Origin of the sequence: Jeotgalibacillus proteolyticus, assembly GCF_050107735.1 — a bacterium.
Lineage (GTDB): Bacteria > Bacillota > Bacilli > Bacillales > Jeotgalibacillaceae > Jeotgalibacillus > Jeotgalibacillus proteolyticus_A.
In genome coordinates this window covers 124,027-143,186 of the sequence record NZ_JBNILO010000007.1, presented here as the reverse complement: position 1 = coordinate 143,186, position 19,160 = coordinate 124,027, and the positions used below count along the sequence as shown (strand labels likewise).

General features: G+C 40.2%; 17 protein-coding genes. 3 read left to right on the top strand and 14 right to left on the bottom strand.

The annotated features are described in order from the left end of the window. Positions 1-3 precede the first annotated feature (3 nt). The 3 genes from opp3C to ACQCT8_RS12230 all read right to left on the bottom strand — a co-directional run bounded on the left by opp3C (position 4) and on the right by ACQCT8_RS12230 (position 3,788). Positions 4-1,032, bottom strand: a complete 1,029-nt coding sequence (gene opp3C / locus ACQCT8_RS12240) for an oligopeptide ABC transporter permease (protein ID WP_426871488.1) — start codon at positions 1,030-1,032, stop codon at positions 4-6. Beyond that, positions 1,032-1,961, bottom strand: coding sequence for an oligopeptide ABC transporter permease (opp3b, locus tag ACQCT8_RS12235; RefSeq protein WP_426871486.1), 930 nt, complete (start codon positions 1,959-1,961; stop codon positions 1,032-1,034). Before opp3b ends, opp3C begins: the two co-directional genes overlap by 1 nt. A gap of 135 nt (positions 1,962-2,096) precedes the next feature. Then, a complete protein-coding gene (locus ACQCT8_RS12230) occupies positions 2,097-3,788 on the bottom strand; it encodes a peptide ABC transporter substrate-binding protein (protein WP_426871484.1) in 1,692 nt (563 codons plus the stop codon). Between the two features lie 270 nt (positions 3,789-4,058). Between ACQCT8_RS12230 and ACQCT8_RS12225 the strand changes: the two genes are divergently transcribed. Beyond that, positions 4,059-4,415: a DUF3899 domain-containing protein gene (locus ACQCT8_RS12225; protein ID WP_426871482.1), complete on the top strand. Its 357-nt coding sequence runs from the start codon at positions 4,059-4,061 to the stop codon at positions 4,413-4,415. A gap of 267 nt (positions 4,416-4,682) precedes the next feature. On the opposite strand, the gene opp4C is transcribed toward ACQCT8_RS12225, so the two are convergent. The 8 genes from opp4C to ACQCT8_RS12185 all read right to left on the bottom strand — a co-directional run bounded on the left by opp4C (position 4,683) and on the right by ACQCT8_RS12185 (position 13,788). Beyond that, entirely contained in the window at positions 4,683-5,588 is a 906-nt protein-coding gene (opp4C, locus tag ACQCT8_RS12220; RefSeq protein WP_426871480.1) for an oligopeptide ABC transporter permease, read from the bottom strand. Positions 5,589-5,604: 16 nt separating this feature from the next. After that, the gene (gene opp4B, locus ACQCT8_RS12215) at positions 5,605-6,570 is read right to left on the bottom strand and encodes an oligopeptide ABC transporter permease (protein ID WP_426871478.1); all 966 of its coding nucleotides are present in this window, start codon (positions 6,568-6,570) and stop codon (positions 5,605-5,607) included. A 33-nt stretch (positions 6,571-6,603) separates the two neighbouring features. Then, positions 6,604-8,331, bottom strand: a complete 1,728-nt coding sequence (gene opp4A, locus ACQCT8_RS12210) for an oligopeptide ABC transporter substrate-binding protein (RefSeq protein ID WP_426871476.1) — start codon at positions 8,329-8,331, stop codon at positions 6,604-6,606. 27 nt (positions 8,332-8,358) lie between these two features. Further along, positions 8,359-9,372: an ABC transporter ATP-binding protein gene (locus ACQCT8_RS12205; protein WP_426871474.1), complete on the bottom strand. Its 1,014-nt coding sequence runs from the start codon at positions 9,370-9,372 to the stop codon at positions 8,359-8,361. Further along, complete coding sequence (locus ACQCT8_RS12200; RefSeq protein WP_426871472.1) at positions 9,369-10,397, bottom strand: ABC transporter ATP-binding protein; 1,029 nt, start codon at positions 10,395-10,397, stop codon at positions 9,369-9,371. Before ACQCT8_RS12200 ends, ACQCT8_RS12205 begins: the two co-directional genes overlap by 4 nt. Before the next feature lie 750 nt (positions 10,398-11,147). After that, positions 11,148-12,386 carry a beta-ketoacyl-ACP synthase II gene (gene fabF / locus ACQCT8_RS12195; RefSeq protein ID WP_426871470.1) on the bottom strand — a complete coding sequence of 413 codons (1,239 nt, stop codon included), beginning with the start codon at positions 12,384-12,386 and terminating at the stop codon, positions 11,148-11,150. A gap of 50 nt (positions 12,387-12,436) precedes the next feature. After that, complete coding sequence (locus ACQCT8_RS12190; RefSeq protein ID WP_426871468.1) at positions 12,437-13,372, bottom strand: beta-ketoacyl-ACP synthase III; 936 nt, start codon at positions 13,370-13,372, stop codon at positions 12,437-12,439. 227 nt (positions 13,373-13,599) lie between these two features. Continuing rightward, positions 13,600-13,788 (bottom strand): ComZ family protein, encoded by a 189-nt coding sequence (locus ACQCT8_RS12185; protein ID WP_426871466.1) that lies wholly within the window; start codon positions 13,786-13,788, stop codon positions 13,600-13,602. A 206-nt stretch (positions 13,789-13,994) separates the two neighbouring features. Here ACQCT8_RS12185 and ACQCT8_RS12180 point away from each other — a divergent pair, with 206 nt between their 5' ends. After that, positions 13,995-14,177, top strand: coding sequence for a YjzD family protein (locus ACQCT8_RS12180; RefSeq protein WP_426871464.1), 183 nt, complete (start codon positions 13,995-13,997; stop codon positions 14,175-14,177). 172 nt (positions 14,178-14,349) lie between these two features. On the opposite strand, the gene clpB is transcribed toward ACQCT8_RS12180, so the two are convergent. Next, positions 14,350-16,935 carry an ATP-dependent chaperone ClpB gene (clpB, locus tag ACQCT8_RS12175; protein ID WP_426871462.1) on the bottom strand — a complete coding sequence of 862 codons (2,586 nt, stop codon included), beginning with the start codon at positions 16,933-16,935 and terminating at the stop codon, positions 14,350-14,352. A 149-nt stretch (positions 16,936-17,084) separates the two neighbouring features. Here clpB and ACQCT8_RS12170 point away from each other — a divergent pair, with 149 nt between their 5' ends. Next, a complete protein-coding gene (locus ACQCT8_RS12170) occupies positions 17,085-17,921 on the top strand; it encodes an undecaprenyl-diphosphate phosphatase (protein WP_426871460.1) in 837 nt (278 codons plus the stop codon). Positions 17,922-17,971: 50 nt separating this feature from the next. Here ACQCT8_RS12170 and ACQCT8_RS12165 read toward each other — a convergent pair whose 3' ends face one another. Together ACQCT8_RS12165 and ACQCT8_RS12160 are read right to left on the bottom strand one after the other, a co-directional pair. Continuing rightward, entirely contained in the window at positions 17,972-18,280 is a 309-nt protein-coding gene (locus ACQCT8_RS12165) for a metal-sulfur cluster assembly factor (RefSeq protein WP_426871459.1), read from the bottom strand. A gap of 72 nt (positions 18,281-18,352) precedes the next feature. Further along, on the bottom strand, positions 18,353-19,120 hold the full coding sequence (locus tag ACQCT8_RS12160; RefSeq protein ID WP_426871457.1) for an alpha/beta fold hydrolase: 768 nt from the start codon (positions 19,118-19,120) through the stop codon (positions 18,353-18,355). Positions 19,121-19,160 lie beyond the last annotated feature (40 nt).

Sequence of the window (19,160 nt, the reverse complement as noted above, 5' to 3'; positions counted from 1 at the left end):
CTTTTAGTCTCTCATTTTTGGATCGAATGCATCTCGTAATCCATCTGCGAGCAGATTAAATGTAATCATTAATAAACTTATTACCACTGCAGGAACAATCAGCATATATGGATAAAGCAGAATCACTTTAAAGCCTTCTTCAATTAATGTACCAAGGGATGCATCAGGCGGCTGAAGCCCCAAACCAATAAAGCTTAGAAATGCTTCAAAGAAAATAGCACTTGGAATTGTAAACATCGTATTAATGATGATAACCCCAACAAGGTTTGGCATAAGATGTTTGTAAATGATCCTAAAATCAGTAGCGCCAAGTGTTTTCGATGCAAGAGCAAATTCCTGATTTTTCAACTTCAGAACCTGACCCCTGACTACCCTGGCCATGGTGACCCATCCGGTTATCGCCAATGCGATGGTAATTGATAGAATCCCAGGTTCCAGAATTAAGATTAGCAGAATTACAATAACTAAGTTTGGTATTCCTGACAGGATTTCAATAATACGCTGCATGATATTATCTACGCGTCCGCCGAAATACCCGGAAATTGCACCATACGATACACCGATTACCATATCAATTGCAGTTGCAAGAAAAGCAATTAATAAAGAAATCCGTACACCCTCCCATAAACGGGTAAACAGGTCGCGTCCTAAACTGTCTGTCCCAAACCAGTATGACTCTTCTATTTGACGATCCTCATACGGTGTAAGAGTTTCACCATTTCGATTTGTAAGTGTTCCGTCAAATGGCAGCCAGCTGATATCTGAAATAGCTTCTATTTTAGGCGGAAGATTGGAGTGAGCAACATTTTGTCCGGTAGGATGACCACTTAAGTAAGGACCGATCAAGGCCATTATAAACAGCAAAGTGAGAATAACCATGCTCACAATAGCTGCTTTATTTTTTCTTACTCGAATCCACGCATCCTGCCAGAAACTCAGGCTGGGTTTTTCAATTCTTTCAGCCAATGATTCGTCATATTCTGCTTTTTGAAACATTTCTTTAGGAAACTTTTTATCTGAATGATTCACCATCAGTTTTCACCTCCTGATAGTCTGATACGCGGATCAATAATACTGTAAAGAACATCTACTACCAGCACGACAAAAATAAAGAGCGCTGCGAATAAAATTGTTGTGCCCATGATGACCGGATAATCGAGCACGTTAATCGAAGTAACAAACTGCTCACCCAGACCCGGAACTGCAAAAATCTTTTCAACTACAAGCGAGCCTGTCATTAAACTTACTGCAAGCGGTCCAAGAACTGTCACGACTGGTATCAGGGCATTTCTTAAAGCATGCTTAAAAGCAACTTCAAATGAATTAGCTCCCTTAGCTCTTGCAAGAACAATATAATCAGAGCCTAAAACTTCGATCATCTCAGTTCTCATAAACCTTGCAGCAATGGAAATAGGGAAGATTGAGAGTGCAATTGTTGGCAATATGGAATATTCCCATCCTCTCCAAAACGCTACAGGCAGCCATCCGAGCTTTACAGCGATAAAATATTGCAATAGAGCTGCAAATACGAATGAAGGAATGGATTTACCGACAACTGCAATAAGCGTTGAGCCTGTGTCAATCCAAGTATTTTGTCTTAGGGCTCCAATTGCTCCAAGGAATATACCGAAAATGGTTCCAAAAATCATGGCCTGAAGACCTAATACTGCTGATGGACCGATTCTTCCGGCAATTAGATCAGTAACAGGGGTATTGCTGAATTGAAAAGAAACGCCTAAATCACCTTGTATAACATTTGCCACGTATCTGAAATACTGGACCGGCAAAGGCTGATCCAGCCCGTACTTTGCTTCCATTATCGCTCGCTGAGATTCAGTCAGCTTAGCAGCTGCTGCAAAAGGCGATCCTGGAATCAGCTTCATAAGGAAAAACGTAACTGAAATAATAATGAACAGAGTAAGCAGCATAAACAGGATACGCTGTAAAAGATATTTCCCCACTAGGGACACCTCCATTTAAGAATTTAAACAATTCGACATCTTCTGACATCTCTTGTACAGAGTAAAAGAGAGTATATGGAATATACTCTCTTTTACCTCTTTAAAGTTAGCAAAATCTAAAACTATTCAGTTTTCTTATTCACTAATTGAGATTGGGAAAAAGCTGTACTCAGGTCCTACAAAGTGGTAAGTGAAATCACTTACTTTATCACTCACAAGAATATTAGCTTGACGCTGATAAATCGGGATGATAGCCGCTTCATCTTCAAGAAGTACTCTTTCTGCTTCTTGCAATGCTTCAAAACGCTGAGCTGGATCGTTAGCGTATGTTGATTCGGCATCTTTTAACAGCTTGTCATATTCTTCGCTTGAGAATGCCATGTTATTGTTTCCACCATCTGTGATCCATAGATCAGAGAATGAAATCGGGTCAAGATAGTCAGGACCCCATCCTGCAAATTGAAGGTCATAATCAAGAGTTTCATCACGCTCAAGACGTACGCTGAAAGGTACACTTTCAAGGTTGATTGTTAATCCTTCAAGATTAGTTTCAAGCTGTTCTGCAATATACTCATCTGTAAGTTTCGCTGTATCAGTGTCTCCACCAAGGTAGCGAAGTTCTACAGTGTCCGTACCAAGTTCTTCTAGACCAGTTGCCCAGAATTCCTTCGCAGCTTCAAGATCATACTCAAGCATGTCGCCATTCGCTTCGCGGAAATCTTCATCTGTATCAGGGTTTGTAACAAATTCTTTAGGTACAGCGTAATTAGCCGGGATTGATCCGTTATTTAAGATATTATCAGTTAAAGCCTGCTTGTCTATTGACATTGCAAGTGCTTTACGGATATTTACATTTTGAAGTGCTTCATTTGTCTGGTTCATTTTCACCCAGAAGATTGTAGGCTCTAACCATGTTACAAGGTTAGGATCTCCTTCATATTGTGGAACTAGAGCGGATGAAAGTTTACTTGTAATATCAACTTCACCTGACTCATAAGAGTTTACAGCTGTTTGAGGATCTTTTACTTCATTAAATGTAACTTTTTCTAGAGATACATTTTCAGCATCCCAGTACTCTTCGTTTTTCGCGTATGTCCATTCTCCGTCTGTGCTTCCATCCCAGTTATCCAGAACGAAAGGACCGTTGTAAAGAATTGTGGCTGCATTAGTAGCAAAGTCTTCACCCTGCTCTTCAACAAACGCTTGGTTTTGCGGGTAGAATGTTGGGAATGCCATTAATGATGTGAAATAAGAAATTGGCTTTTCAAGAGTAACTTCCAATGTTTTTTCATCTACTGCAACTGCTCCAAGCTCACTTGGGTCAGCTCCGTCGTTGAATACTTCAGAAGCGCCTGAAATTTTGCCTTCCATTAAGTAAGGGCCGTAGCTTGAACCGCCATCCGGGTCAAGTGCGCGCTGCCAAGCAAATACGAAATCATCTGCTGTTACAGGCTCTCCATTTGACCAGACTGCATCTTCTTTAATAGTGAAAGTATAAACAGTACCATCTTCGTTTACTTCAGGTTCGCCATCAGCAAGTGCAGGAACAGCTTCCTGATCTGCATTTAAGCGGAATAGACCTTCCATAACATTATTCATTGTTGTGAAACTGATTGTATCTGATGCCAGCATCGTGTCCATTGAAGGAATTGCAGATGTTTCAATTACACGAAGCTCCTGTGGTGCATCTGATTCAGTTTCTTCTGCTGCATTGTCGTCGCCAGAAGCGTCGTCAGAGCCCTCATCAGCGTTATCTCCCCCATAACATGCTGTCAAGAACACGCTGAGTGCAAGCATAAGTACTAAAAGCAGTGAATACTTTTTCATTCTTTCGTGACCTCCCTTAAATTATCAGAAAATAGTTACAAGGTTAATTATACTTTTTTTTTTATATTTGTACATATGTTTTGTAAAAAAAGTTAAGAATTTTTTAATTTTAATACTGTTTTACTATATTAATAGGGCGTATTAATCGTTTTGTAAAGATTTTAATGTTTAATTTGATATTGGTGAAGATTCAGTAATTAATTTTATTTGTATACTCCGTTCATACCGATTAGAATAAACAGGAGCAAGATGTTAAAGGAGTGTTGGAAATTGAAGAAGATATTACCTGTATCCCTGTTAATCGGCTACGCGATCAGCCTGTTGATTATCCTGCTATATTATAGAGAATTAAATCTGGAATCCTTCATAAATGCAACATTTTTTGTAGGCGGGATGTATTTATTTGTTTCATTAAGTGTCTATGTATTAAGCTCTGGACTGTTTGACATTGTATCAAACAGCTTTAGAAGAATTTTTTCTCTTTCAAAACCCATGTCTAAAGAGGAAGCAGAAGAAATGAGAAGCCTTTCGGATGCTATTTCGATCGTTCCGGTGAGGCCTATATTACAAAGTGGTTTAATTTTAATCGGGAGCATGGGTATAGGTTTAGTAATTTATTATCTTTAAATAGTAAACCCGAGCCAGAATTAGCATATCTTATAAATAAGACATAATTTATATGTTTACAAATACTTACATTTTAACCCGTTAAAGCGGCGCAGTTATGCATGGATGAGGTACTATATCAAACAATCTAATTGAAATTATGAAATTATTTTCAAATTTATGTAAATGAATAACTTTAAAAAAAGAGCTTGGGACTAAAATGCCTCAAGCTCTTTTAATACTTCCTTATCTATTTAACTTTTCTAAGTTTTGTTCCAGCCTCTTTAATTATCGGATTGATTTAGGATTGAATGCATCTTTTAATCCTTCACCAATGAAATTAATGGACAAAGTGGTGATTGTCAGAATAATAGCCGGCGGCATCCAGATCCAAGGTTTATCTCTTAAGACATCCGCTTCCTGTGATGCTGATAACATATTGCCCCAGCTCGGAATGGATTGCGGTACTCCGAAACCAAGAAAGCCTAGAGCAGCTTCTGCAACAATTAATGTGGCAAATGTAACAGTAGCTTGTACGATAATGGTAGATAGGACATTGGGCAGCAAATGTTTAATAATTACTTTTGAAGGTTTACACCCAATCGAAATGGCAGCCAGGATATATTCGTTTTCTTTTTCGGCAAGAATTTTACTTCTCACAATCCTGGCAACTCCACCCCAGCTGAGCAGACTGATCACTCCAATTAAAACCCAAAGTCCATTTACGATACCAAAAAGAATAGTGTTTAATACAATAACAAAAACTAAGAATGGAAAGTTAAGGACAAAATCAGTAAACCTCATTAACAGACCGTCTACAAATCCCCCATAAAAGCCTGCAATCGATCCTACTACAGTGCCAAAAAGGATAACCAGGAATGTACATGTTACACCTACAAGCAAAGAGATTCTGCCTCCATACAGCAAGCGGGTAAAAACATCCCGTCCTGATTTATCTGTTCCTAATACATGCTCCCCGCCTGGTTCAAGGGACATGAGTCCAATATTTACTTTTGTTATATCATGAGTCGTGATATATGGAGCTAAAACCGATATAATCACGACTGTCAACAAGAAAAAACTGCTTACCATCGCTAGCTTATTGCGAAGAAACTTTCGTCTGGCTATCGCAAAAGGAGACATATTAATGGATTTTTCCTGTCGGTTCACTGCATTAGTTGTTACGTTCACCATTGGTACTCCTCCTTCATTAATCTAGACGAATTCTTGGATCAACAACACCATACAAAATGTCGGCAACTAAATTCCCGACCAATGTCAGTAAGGATAACAGCATCGTGATCGCCATCATTGTAGGGTAATCTTTTGAAGTTACAGAGTTAAGGAACAGCTGCCCAATCCCTGGATAGGTAAAGATCGTCTCTGTAATGATCGCTCCACTAATAATGGTAGCTATATCAAAGCCAAGAAATGTGATTAATGGGATGATCGAGTTTCGCAAAATATGAACGTTATAGATCTTAGAAGTCGCAGTTCCTTTTGCACGTGCAGTCCGTACAAAATCCTTGCGGCTGTTTTCTATAATATCATTACGCAAAAATTGCGTATAGCTTGCAGTAGCCAGCGCCCCAAGAACAATTGCAGGCATAATCACATGATGAATTCTGCTCAACCAATAATCAAGTGTCCCTTCTTGTACTCCAACTTCAACCGAACCTGCATAAGGCGTCCACCCCAAGTTAAAGGAGAAAATATAGATTGCAAATACACCCGCAATAAAGGATGGAATTGCTAAACCGAGGTAGTTTAATCCCCCAATTAAATGATCTCCTACTGTATAAGGCTTCCGGCCGGCAAAAATCCCCATTGAAAAAGCTAGAATATACGTTATTAAAAGAGATGATACCCCTAAGAAAACCGTATTTGGTATTCTTTCCATAATTAATTCAGATACTGGCATTTTATATCGTGTTGATTGCCCAAAATCACCTTGTACGAACCCTTTGATCCAATCAAAGTACTGAACAGGCAGCGGATCATTGTAGCCAAGTCTTTCTCGCATCTCTTCTATGTACTCTGGGTTTGTATTATTTGGATCAATTTCTCCAGAGAGAGAATCTCCCGGCATCGCTTTCGCCAGGAGAAACACTACAATGGAGATAAGGAGAAGCATTGGAATCATACCGATGATACGGCGAATTGTATACTTTAGCATAATTATTCTCCTTATCTAACATATACTGCTTAATTATTCTGTTACAGACCACTCGTAAGGAAGGTTTGGTCCTGATACATCGTACGTTACATTTTCTACGCGGCTGCTTAGTGCTGCAATTTCCTGAAGTTCAGCAATGAAGATCATTGGAAGATCTTCAGAGATAAGCTGCTGCCACTCTTTATAGATTTCCGCACGAGCTTCTTCATCGTCACCGACAACTTCTATATTTAAAGCATCTGCAAGAAGCTTGTCTGATTCTTCATTTTTGTAACGAGGGTAGTTCCAGATCTGATCAGATCCCCAAAGTCCTGTTGGATCCGGGTCAGCCCCAGTAGACCATCCGCCAAAGAATGTTTCAATTGCAGGATCATCTTTTTCTACCATATCGTAATAAAGATTTACTTCAGTCATTTCAACTTCTGCCTGGATACCAACTTCCTGCCAGTACTGAACGATAGCTTGAGCACGAGTTTCGAAAGTCGGATTTGTTGTTTGATAGTGTGAGAACTTCGCAATAAACTCATCGCCATTTGGATCCTCTACAAAACCGTCTCCATTTACATCTTCATAGCCTGCTTCAGCAAGAAGTTCTTTTGCTTTTTCAGGATCATATTCATAAGTAGAAAGGTCTGCTGAATCAGCAGCAATCCAGTGACTAGATGGCACTGGTCCATCTACAGGCGAGCCATATCCGAAGAAGAATGCATCAATCCATTCTTGACGGTTAATAGCATGGGCCATTGCTTTACGAAGGTTTGGATCAGCGTATTTCTCTTTGTCTTCTGTAATTTCATTAGTTTCAGAATTGAATGTTCCTAATTTGAATCCAACATAGTAATAAGATAGACCAGGATATGTAATAACTTCTACATTATCCAATGCTTCCACTTCTTCACCATTAACAGGTGCAAGTGAAATCATGTCGATGTCTCCTTGTCCTAGAGCACCAACAACAGTGGAGCTGTCAAGAACCCGGATATTAATGCCGTCAAGCTTAGGTTCGCCTCTCCAGTAATCTTCAAATTTCACAAGTTCAATTGATTCACCTGGTACAATGTTTTCAACCTTGAAAGCACCAAGTCCTACCGGATTTTGACGCACTTGCTCTGAAGCTGACATATCCGCTACTTCAATTCCTTCGAACTGAGCACGTGACATTGGATAAGACCATACGTTTACAAGGTTATTGACACGCGCTTCGTCAAATGTGATTTCAAGCGTGTATTCATCTACAACATTAAGACCTGAAATACTGTCTGCTTCGCCTTCGCGGAATGCAGGTGCGCCTTCAATTGTCTGAACGTTGGCATAGCGTGATCCGTCGTAGTCAGGGTGAGCGATCGTTTCAAGTGCGAATACCCAGTCTTCAACTGTGAGTTCAACACCATCGTGCCACATAACTCCCTGCTCAAATGTAAACGTGAATACTTTGTTATCTTCCGTTTCCCATGAAGCAATCCCAGGCTCTGGCTGAAGATTTTCATCGTATGTGAATAAAGCTTCGTCAAACAGGTCGATAACATCTGCATCTGTTGCAATTCCGTAGAACCCAGGGTTGAATAATCCCTCAGGAGCAGATTCAAATCCGTATGTTAACGTACCGCCAGATGCACCTTCCTCAGACCCTTCTTCACCGTCAGTTGATTCCCCGCCTGTATCATTTTCGTTTTCTGATGAGCTGTCAGAGCTGCACGCTGCTAGAAAAGCAGATAGGATTAAGAGCATAATCATCAATAATTGTAATGACTTCTTTTTCATTCTGTTCCCCCCAAATTGTTTTCAAGTTTAATAGAGAATACACGCTACGTGGTGACCAGGTTTCACCTCCTTTAAAGCAGGCTTGATTTTCGAGCACTCTTCTTTCGCCATAGGACATCTGGTGTGAAAAGGACAGCCGCTCGGCGGATTTTGAGGACTTGGCACATCCCCTTGAAGAACAATTCGATTCTTTCTTTTCTTTGGATCTGTTTCAGGAATAGCAGAAATCAACGCTTGAGTGTATGGATGCAATGGTTCTGCATAGAGACTTTCGTTCGTTGCTATTTCAACCAGGTTCCCGAGATACATTACGCCGATTCTGTCACTCATATGTTTAACAACACTTAAATCATGGGCAATAAATAAGTAGGTAAGATCAAATTCGCCCTGCAGTTCCTTTAGAAGATTTAATACTTGGGACTGCACCGATACATCAAGGGCAGAAACCGGTTCATCTGCGATAATAAGCTTCGGTTTAAGAGCAAGTGCCCTTGCAATGCCGATCCTCTGCCTTTGACCTCCAGAGAACTCATGGCCGTATTTATGGTAGGCTTCCGGTGGAAGACCTACTCTTGATAGAAGGTCGAGTACTTCCTCTTTTAATTCATCTTTGCTCATTTTTTTATAGTTTCTGAGTGGTTCAGAAACAATGTCGCCAACGCTTTGTGTTGGATTCAGGGACGCATATGGGTCCTGGAAAACCATCTGGAAATCCTTTCTAGCTTTACGCAGCTGAGAGCCGCTTATATTCGTAATATCTTTACCTTCAAATAAAATTTTTCCGTCAGTAGGCTTTAATAGACGAAGAATAGTTCTTCCTGTAGTAGATTTACCGCACCCGGACTCACCAACTAAACCAAGTGTTTCACCCTTTTTGATCTGAAAGGACAAATCATCTACAGCTTTTACATGTGCAATCGTTCGCTTTAGAAATCCTCCCTTTACCGGGTAATAGGTTTTCAGGTTTTGAATATCAAGTAATGTTTCTTTTTCGAGCCCTTTTTTTTGAATGGATCCTGTTTTAGTTTCTACCTTGTTCATCTTCCACCGACCCTTTCCAAAGGCTTGCTGTTTTCATAAAGCAAGCATGCTACCTCATGATCAACATCGTCTTCGAGAAGCTGCGGCGTTACAGTAACGCATTCCGGCATGGCTTTAGGGCATCGATTGGCAAACCGGCAGCCTACCTGAGGCATATCTTTTATAGATGGGACCAGTCCTTCGATTGTGTCAAGCACATCTTTTTTCTCATCCATTTTCGGAATGGCTCCCATTAAAAGCTGGGTGTATGGGTGTTTAGGTTCTTCAAACAATTTTACAACATCTGTTCGTTCCACAATTTTCCCTGCGTACATAACAATAACCTCGTCACAAATTTCTGAGACGACCCCGAGATCATGAGTAATCATGACGATTGACATATTGTTAACTTTTTGTATGTCTTTTAAAAGTTCAAGTATTTGTGCTTGAACGGTTACATCGAGTGCCGTTGTAGGTTCATCTGCTATCAATAGTTTAGGCTGGCAGGCAATCGCCATGGAGATCATAACTCTTTGCCGCATTCCGCCGGACAACTGGTGAGGATACTCATCAACTATTTTTTCGGGACGTGGAATCCCGACACTCTTAAGGAGGGCAATACTTTTTTGTCTGGCTTCTTTTTTATTTATATTTTCGTGATTTAACAAAACTTCGTTTAATTGATATCCGATTGTAAAAACCGGGTTTAGAGCGGTCATTGGCTCCTGGAAAATCATTGATATATCTTTCCCACGGATTTTATTCATTTCCCGTTCTGAAAGCTTTTCGATATTTCTGCCTTCAAATTTTATTTCGCCGCCTCGGACTTTTCCAATTCCCTGAGGCAAAAGCTGCATTATGGACAAGGACATGACACTTTTACCACAGCCTGACTCACCGACTATTCCGACAATTTTGCTTTTGTCGACTTTGAAAGAAACCTTTTCAACAGCATTGTAATAATCTTTGCCGATTTTAAATCCCGTTTGAAGGTCCTTTACTTCAAGAAGTGGTGTTTCCTTTTGTCCTGATAATTGTCTAGCCATCTGAACACCTCTAATATTTCTTATTTTCAATCAATTTATATTATTTGTATAAAATACTATTACAAATAGATTACATTTTCAACTTATTTTTTCAAATTTTCTAAAAATGGATTTCTAATTTTCCCAAATTCCCTTGATATTACTGAATTTCTCCCTGTAAAAAATTTATAAAAAAAAAATTAAACGACTGATCGTTAAGTTTTAGTAAGGTATATTACTAAATTATCAAGCATATATTAGTTAGATTGTATTATATTACGATAGAATGAATGAATATACAACTACAAGTTGGGAAATATCAAAATAATAATTGAAAATAAACATGGTGAAGAGTAATGTTCGCAGATGCCATATACCTAAATGCATATTTATGGAAGAATGATAAATCTGCAAAAAAACCCTGAGACAACTTTTGTCTCAGGGTAATTGAGCGGTTCATGTTGAGGGTTTCCAAAGGCTTGTTTAAACCTTTATGGGCCTTGTCCTGAAAAGGCTCAAGCAACTTTCATATCCAGCTGGAGTTGCCGCCTTCCACTCCGCTCACCTCTTACTATTGATGCTTTTCAACATCTATTTTTAGAACAAACTTTTATCGCCTGACACCTGGGCTTTATAAAGGTATTTACTTTAAAGGGCTGCTAATTTGAGTAAGATGCCTGGCGCATTTTTCCAATCCTGTATCCATTGCTTACTTGGCGTCTTCTGCGTGTCATTTAAATCATTTCTAGCGTCATACCCAGATTATTTAACCTACTCGTACGATTTAAAAACGATTGTGGCATTATGTCCGCCAAAGCCCAGTGAATTACTGATTGCAGCCGTAATATCTGCTTTGCGGGAAGCATTAGCTACATAATCCAGATCGCATTCAGGATCGGGATTTTCTAAATTAATGGTAGGTGGAAGTATTTTGTCTTTAAGCGCAAGAACGGTAAAAATAGCTTCTACGCCCCCGGCTGCTCCAAGTAAATGGCCCGTCATGGATTTAGTAGAGCTGACGGCAAGTTTTTTTGCATGATCAGAAAACACTTCTTTGATGGCCATGGTTTCATATTTGTCGTTGTATGGGGTGCTTGTACCATGCGCATTAATATAGCCAATTTCACCTGGCTGAAGCGATGCATCATCCAGAGCCTGCTGCATCGCTCGGACACCGCCTTCTCCTCCTGGTGATGGAGCTGTAATATGATAAGCATCTCCTGTAGAGCCGTAGCCGACAATTTCTGCATAAATAGGAGCGTTGCGGGCAAGGGCATGCTCTAATTCTTCAAGCACTAAAATTCCTGCGCCTTCACCCATTACAAACCCATCCCGTTCTTTATCAAAGGGACGGCTTGCTTTCGTTACGTCTTTATTTAAGGTCAGAGCTGTATTAGCGACAAATCCGGCCATCGCCATCTGAGAGATCGGTGCCTCAGCTCCTCCCGTAATCATTGCATCTGCATCGCCGCGCTGGATTACTTTAAACGCATCTCCAATGGAGTTTGTGCCGCTTGCGCAGGCAGTAACCGTGCATGAGTTCATCCCCTTTGCTCCAAGTGCAATGGAAACCTGTCCCGCTGCCATATCAGGAATCATCATAGGAACAAAGAATGGACTTACTCTCCTGTATCCTCTGTTTAAAAATGTTTCAAATTGCTTTTCGAAGGTTTCCATTCCGCCAATTCCTGACCCGATCCATACACCTATACGGTTTGCATTTGATTCATTAATCTCCAGATTTGCATCCTTTACAGCCATCTGCGAAGACACGACTGCATAATGAGTAAAACGATCCATTTTCCGGGCTTCTTTTTTCTCCATATAGTCTTCAATATTAAAATCCTTTAATTCTCCAACAGCTGTAGCAGGAAAATCGTCTTTGTTTAATCTTGTCAATTCTCCTATGCCTGATTGACCATTTTTAATATTATTCCATGATGTTTCAACGTTGTTCCCAACAGGTGAAACCATCCCCAATCCAGTGACTACCACTCGACGCTTAGACATATATTGTCAACTCCTCAATCAATCTTTTATGTTTATATATTCTGATTGTATTATTTTCCCCAGCGCATCGCAATTGCTCCCCAGGTTAGACCGCCTCCGAATCCTACCATAACAAGAAGATCATTATCTTTGATCTTCCCGTTCTCAAGATCCTCAACAAGAGAAATTGGAATCGATGCTGCAGATGTATTTCCATATTTATTAACCGTTTTAGACATTTTTTCAACAGGCAGTTCCAGTCGCTGTCGGGCAGCTTCCATAATGCGGATATTCGCCTGATGAGGAATTAAATAATCTACGTCTTCCTTAGAAAGACCTGCTTTATCCAATACATTTATAGAAGACTCGCCCATTTGACGAACAGCAAATTTAAATACTTCCCGGCCGTTCATAACAAGACCATCCGCACCCTGATACAAGTGATCTGCACCGGAACCGTCTGCACCGAGTTCAAAGGAGAGAATTCCCTTGTCCTGTTCAACAGGACCCAGCACCATAGCACCGGCGCCATCTCCAAATAAAACAGCTGTGTTGCGGTCATCCCAGTTCGTGATTTTAGTTAACTTTTCAACTCCCACGACCAGGACATGCTTATACCCGCCATTTTCAATAAATTGCTTGGCGGTAATCATTCCATACATAAATCCTGCGCAAGCAGCTGAAAGGTCCATGGCTGCTGCTTTTTTTGCGCCCAGTTGTTCCTGAAGCATGCATGCTACTGATGGAAATGGCTGATCAGGTGTTACCGTGGCAACTAAAATCATATCCAGGTCCTCAGCTTTAACATTTGCATTTTCCAACGCTTTAACCGCTGCCAGGTATGCCATATGAGAAGTATCTACATCATCATCTGCAAACCGTCTTTCCTCAATCCCGGTTCTTGTGCGTATCCATTCATCTGATGTATCCATCTGTTTTTCAAGATCAAAATTGGTAACTACACGATCTGGTACGTATCTGCCTACTCCCCAAGCACCTGCACGCATTTTCATTCCTTCTTTCTATTGGATTCACTCAATTATTTCATGTATATTATCTATTATTATGACTTGGTCCTAATAATATATCACTTTCCGAATTTTTTCAAGAACCCGGTTTCATCAATTTGATTTTAAGTAAAATTAAAAACTCCTGTACCAAACAAAAAGCCAGCTGCACATGAAGAGATCCTTTGCCGATCACACAGGACTTCAATTTGCAGCTGGCTTCTCAATTATTTATTCTGATTGCCTTCGTTTCTTCCAAGTTCATAAGCATCATTCATTGCTTTTGCGAATAATCCCATGAAAGGCTGTAAAGATTCAACTGACACTTCGATACCGGCCTGTTCCATTCTTTCTTTTGCTTCAGGAAGATACTTCATTGCAATCTGCATAAATTCCATCGTTTTATCATTCGACATGTTCTCCACTCCTTCATGATCATTGTAATCCATGCTCCATCGATTCAAGTTTATTTTATCGCAAAAAGAAGGATTATTCCATCGATGTATTTATATCCTGCTTATTCACGAGATTGTCATTTATTTTACTGTGTATTATGGTACTATTAAGAGAAAGCTGATATTTAAATGAAAGCGATACATATTGACGAAATGAGGTGACGTTTATGTCATATCTATGGACCTTTATCTGGACATTTCTTTTAATCCACATGGCAACGTATGTAGTAAGTTCAATGAATGGCGCCGAGTATGAATTCATGACTGCGACTATTCTGGCTGTTATTACAACAGCTGCACTTTTTGTGATTGGAACGATTATTCCGAAGCCTCATACTGAACAGCATTAAAAAAGATCCCTGTTGAGGGATCTTTTTTTATCTATTTTTGAGTTTGAGACAGAATTTTAAAAATGATGAGAAAAGTGGAGTGGCGGCACCAGCCCCCGTCCATGCGGAAAACGTCCTCCTGAAGCGCAGCGAGCCGGCTAACGAGGCTTAGACACTTGTGTTTCAGCCTCGTTTACCCTATTTTTATCCTGCTGCCTTCGAGCTCAAGACTAACTTTTTGATGCGGCTTGATTGTTCCCTTAATTAATTCTTTGGCAAGCAATGTTTCAATTTCTTTTTGGATATACCGCTTTAACGGACGAGCCCCGAATTGAGGATCGTAGGCGGTATCTGCAATAAACGAAGCTACTTTTTCCGAAACAGCCAGGTCGATATGCTGCTGGGACAGACGGGTGCTAACTTCCTGCACCATCTTTTTAACGATGCTGATCATCTGGCTCTGACCTAAAGGATTGAAAAGGACAATATCATCAATTCGATTGAGCAGCTCCGGCCTGAAATGCTTTCTTAATTCATTCAGCACTTTATTTTTCACATCTTCATTCTCATTTGGTGATTGATTGATCATATGAGATGACCCTATATTTGAAGTCATAATGATGATCGTGTTTCTAAAATCAACCGTTCTTCCCTTAGAGTCTGTGATTCGTCCATCATCAAGCATTTGAAGTAATATATTGAAAACTTCTGGATGAGCTTTTTCAATTTCATCCAGCAAAATGACCGAGTAAGGTTTTCTTCTCACGGCTTCAGTCAGCTGACCGCCTTCTTCATATCCCACATATCCTGGAGGAGCACCGATCAAACGGGCTACTGCATGTTTTTCCATGTACTCAGACATATCAATTCGAATCATTTGGTTTTCACTGTCAAACAGGGTTTGTGCCAGCGTTTTAGCAAGCTCTGTTTTTCCGACTCCTGTTGGACCCATAAAGATAAATGATCCAATTGGTCTATTTGGGTCCTTTATCCCTGCTCTTGCCCGAAGCACTGCTTCACTCACAGCCAATACAGCCTCATTTTGACCGACCACCCGCTCACTCAAAATCTCTTCAAGCCTTAGAAGCTTTTGTCTTTCTCCTTCCATTAAGCGGTCTACTGGAATACCAGTCCATCTCGCTACAATATCAGCAATTTCTTCTTCTGTTACTTCTTCTCTTAACAATCTATCCTCTTCTTCATGGTTCGACACTTCCTGCTCTAAGTCCAAAAGCTCTTTTTCCACCATAGGAATTTTTCCATGTTTTAGTTCAGCTGCAAGCGACAGATTGTATTCACCTTCCGCCTCATCAAGTTCTCTGCGAAGCTTATCAAGCTCTTCACGCTTCTGCTGAATGGTGAGCAAGGATTGCTTTTCAGTCTCCCATTTAGAGCGCATCGCGTCACTTTGCTCTTTTAAGTTAGCAAGCTCTTCTCTCAGGATTTCAAGCCTATGATTGCTCACTTTGTCATTTTCTTTTGACAAAGCCGCTTCTTCAATTTCAAGCTGCATGACACGCCTTGTTGCTTCATCAAGCTCTGAAGGCATCGAATCAATTTCTGTGCGAATCATGGCACACGCTTCGTCCATCAAGTCGATGGCTTTGTCAGGCAGAAAACGGTCAGTAATATACCTGTTGGACAAGGTAACTGCTGAGACAAGTGCCCGATCGTGAATATTTACTCCATGGTGTATCTCAAACCTTTCCTTCAATCCCCTCAATATAGAGATGGTATCTTCTTCATTTGGTTCCTGAACGAGCACTTGCTGAAAACGCCGTTCTAGAGCAGGGTCTTTTTCTATATAAAGGCGATGTTCATTCAAAGTCGTCGCTCCTATACAGTGGATTTCCCCTCTTGCAAGCATAGGCTTTAAAATATTGCCGGCGTCCATAGCTCCCTCTGTTTTTCCTGCTCCGACAATCGTATGAAGTTCATCTATAAATAGAAGGATTCTTCCTTCACTTTTTTTCACTTCAGCTAAAACGGCTTTTAGCCTTTCCTCAAATTCTCCTCTGAATTTAGCCCCTGCTACAAGTGAGCTCATATCAAGCTCAAATACGGTTTTGTCTTTCAGCCCTTCAGGTACATCTTTTCTCACAATTCTTTGAGCGAGTCCTTCCACAATGGCTGTTTTACCTACACCCGGCTCTCCAATAAGCACAGGATTGTTTTTAGTTTTACGGGACAATATCCTGATCACGTGGCGGATTTCAGCATCTCGGCCTATCACTGGATCCATTTTTCCTTTACGAACTTCTTCAACAAGATCTCTTCCATATTTTTTTAGAGCATCGTAAGTTGTTTCAGGATTTTGCGACGTCACTCTTCGTCCTCCTCTAATGGCATCTACTGCTTGTTTTATATGTTTATACGTGATGTTTTGAGATAGTAACAAGTTTACGGATGAATTAGTGTTAAGTTTCATAAAAGACAAGATTAGATGCTCAACCGCTAAAAAATCATCCTGATAAGCAGTTTGTTCTTTTTCAGCCAAATCGAACCAGTAGGCAGTTTCTTTGGACAAATGTCTTCCTAATTGATTAGGGTCTCCTTGTAAAGTTGGAAAAGATTGCAGCTTTTCGTCTATGCTTTTTATAATGGGGCCATTTGCTGCTCCTGCTTTTGACAATATGTGTTCTGCAAGACCTTCTGGATCACTTAACATTGCTTTTAAAATATGCTCAGGTTCTATAGTGGAATGGCGGAATTCTGCTGCTTTTTCCTTGGCTTGAATAAGAGCATCCTGAACTTTATACGTTAATTTTTCACTTTTCATCTTTTCACCTCTTTGACCTTTTTTGACCTTTTACTATATCGTAGCATTCTATTCATTAAATTGTAAAGAAAATTGCCTTTACATGGAATTGTTTAGATGGTTAAATGAACAAGAGTGTTTTGAAGGAACAAACATCATTGGAGGTCACTATGGAATTAGAACAGGTTTATTTACTTTTAAAATATTTATTTTTAGGGTTGTTTCAAGGTTTTACTGAGCCTATTCCTATATCTTCAAGCGGCCATTTATTGCTTGCTCAGCATTTTTTAGGCGTTGAATTAGAGGGAGGGGAAGGCGGCGCATTTACATTCGAACTGCTTGTTAACTCCGCTTCATTAATTGCAGTCCTCCTGATTTATAAAGACGATATCATGCGGCTGGCTATAAGAGGCCTTGGTTACATAAAAACGAAAAATCCTGCAGATAAAAAAGAGTTTGATTTTATTATCTATCTGCTTATTGGAACAATTCCGGCTGGTGTTATCGGCGTTCTTCTCGGCGACTATATCGCAGAAGCAAGTGTGGCAATTGTTGCCGGAACACTAATGATAACTGGTATTGCTCTCTTTATGATCCGTAACCTTAGAGGAAACCGTGGAGAAGGCGGCATGACGATAAAGGATGCGATTATTATCGGTCTTGCTCAGGCAGTGGCTTTAATACCCGGCATCAGCCGAAGCGGTGCAACAATCGTAGCAGCTATGGCAAGAGGCATTCATCAGGAAACCGCATTGCGCTATTCCTTCCTGCTGTTTATTCCTGTAAGTGTCGGCGGTATGATTTTAAGTATCTCTGATCTAGTAAGCAATGATGCCTTTGCTGACCTTTGGATCCCTTATTTGCTGGCATTTGCAGGTTCCTTTGTCGCTTCTTATTTTTCTTTAAAGTGGTTTATGAATATTATGGCTAAAGGAAATCTGATTTATTTTGCCGCTTATTGTGTAGTGGTTGGACCGATTATTTTTCTTGTCCTTTATTTGCAATAAAAAAGGATGGTGCGCATCTTATTGCGCACCATCCTTTTACTTTGAGATCCTCATGTAATGCCTAATGCGATTTTCGCATAGCGTGACATATTGTCTTTGCTCCAAGCAGGACTCCAGACGATATTAACATCTACTTCCCCTACTTCCGGAATGTCAGCCAGTGCAGCCTTCACCTGGTCCACAATAACTGGCGCCAAAGGGCAACCCATTGAGGTAAGTGTCATTTTAACCTCAATTTTCCCCTCTTCTTCCTGTGATACATCGTAAACTAAGCCCAGGTTGACAATATCAATACCAAGCTCCGGGTCAATTACTTCTTCCAAAGCTCCCATAATGCTGTCTTTAAGATCCTGATCCATTTCTCTCACTCCTCATACCATATAATCTACCCTTATCATAGCAGACTCTTGCACACAGTAAAAATATTTCGTTTAAAGATGGCGCTGGAACCATTTTGTTGTTTCAAGAAGTGCTTTTCTCGAAACTTTATGACCTGCCTCTTCTTCCGATATAAATCGAAGATCGTCAGGGTTGTCTTTATAGGCTGGATAGATGGTTTTAAAAAACGTATAGGTGGGTTCATAAGGGACTACCGTATCCTGCTTTCCATGCCAAAACATTAACGGACGACTATTTACTTTATCAGGATGAAGACTTAAATCATAGCGCGTCAGTACATTTAACTGTTCTTCTATTTCTTCATCCGTCATTGGCAGCGTCAGTCCTTTTCTTCTAAATTGATTAATCTGGGCATTTGCAAAACCAACATAGGTTGGTGAACCCATAAGGCTGACTGCTGTCGTGATCCAGTTATATTGCGTTAAAGCACCAAGCGTGATAATTCCGCCCATAGAAGAGCCGGTCAGCCCAATTCTGCCATCTGCTATGAATCCATTAGTTGAATAATACTCTTTAAGGTCCTGAATTTCTTCTATTGTGTGAATCACCATATGCCAAAAACGGGTGCTCAACACCATTTCATCAAGTCCTTCATGACGCTCGCCGTGCAGCATAACATCCGGCAGAAGGACCCTGAATCCTTTTTCTGCGAGTAAATAAGCAAAATGCAGATTATGTTCTTTTGCACTTGTAAAACCATGAATAAAAATTATAGTAGGCAGCGGCTGTGAGAATTCCGATTGCTTTGCAACGTGCAGCAATGGAATATCATTCACCCAATCTTTTTGTATGGTAATCATAAAATAAAAATCCTCCTGCAATTCAATCTTCTCAAGCTAT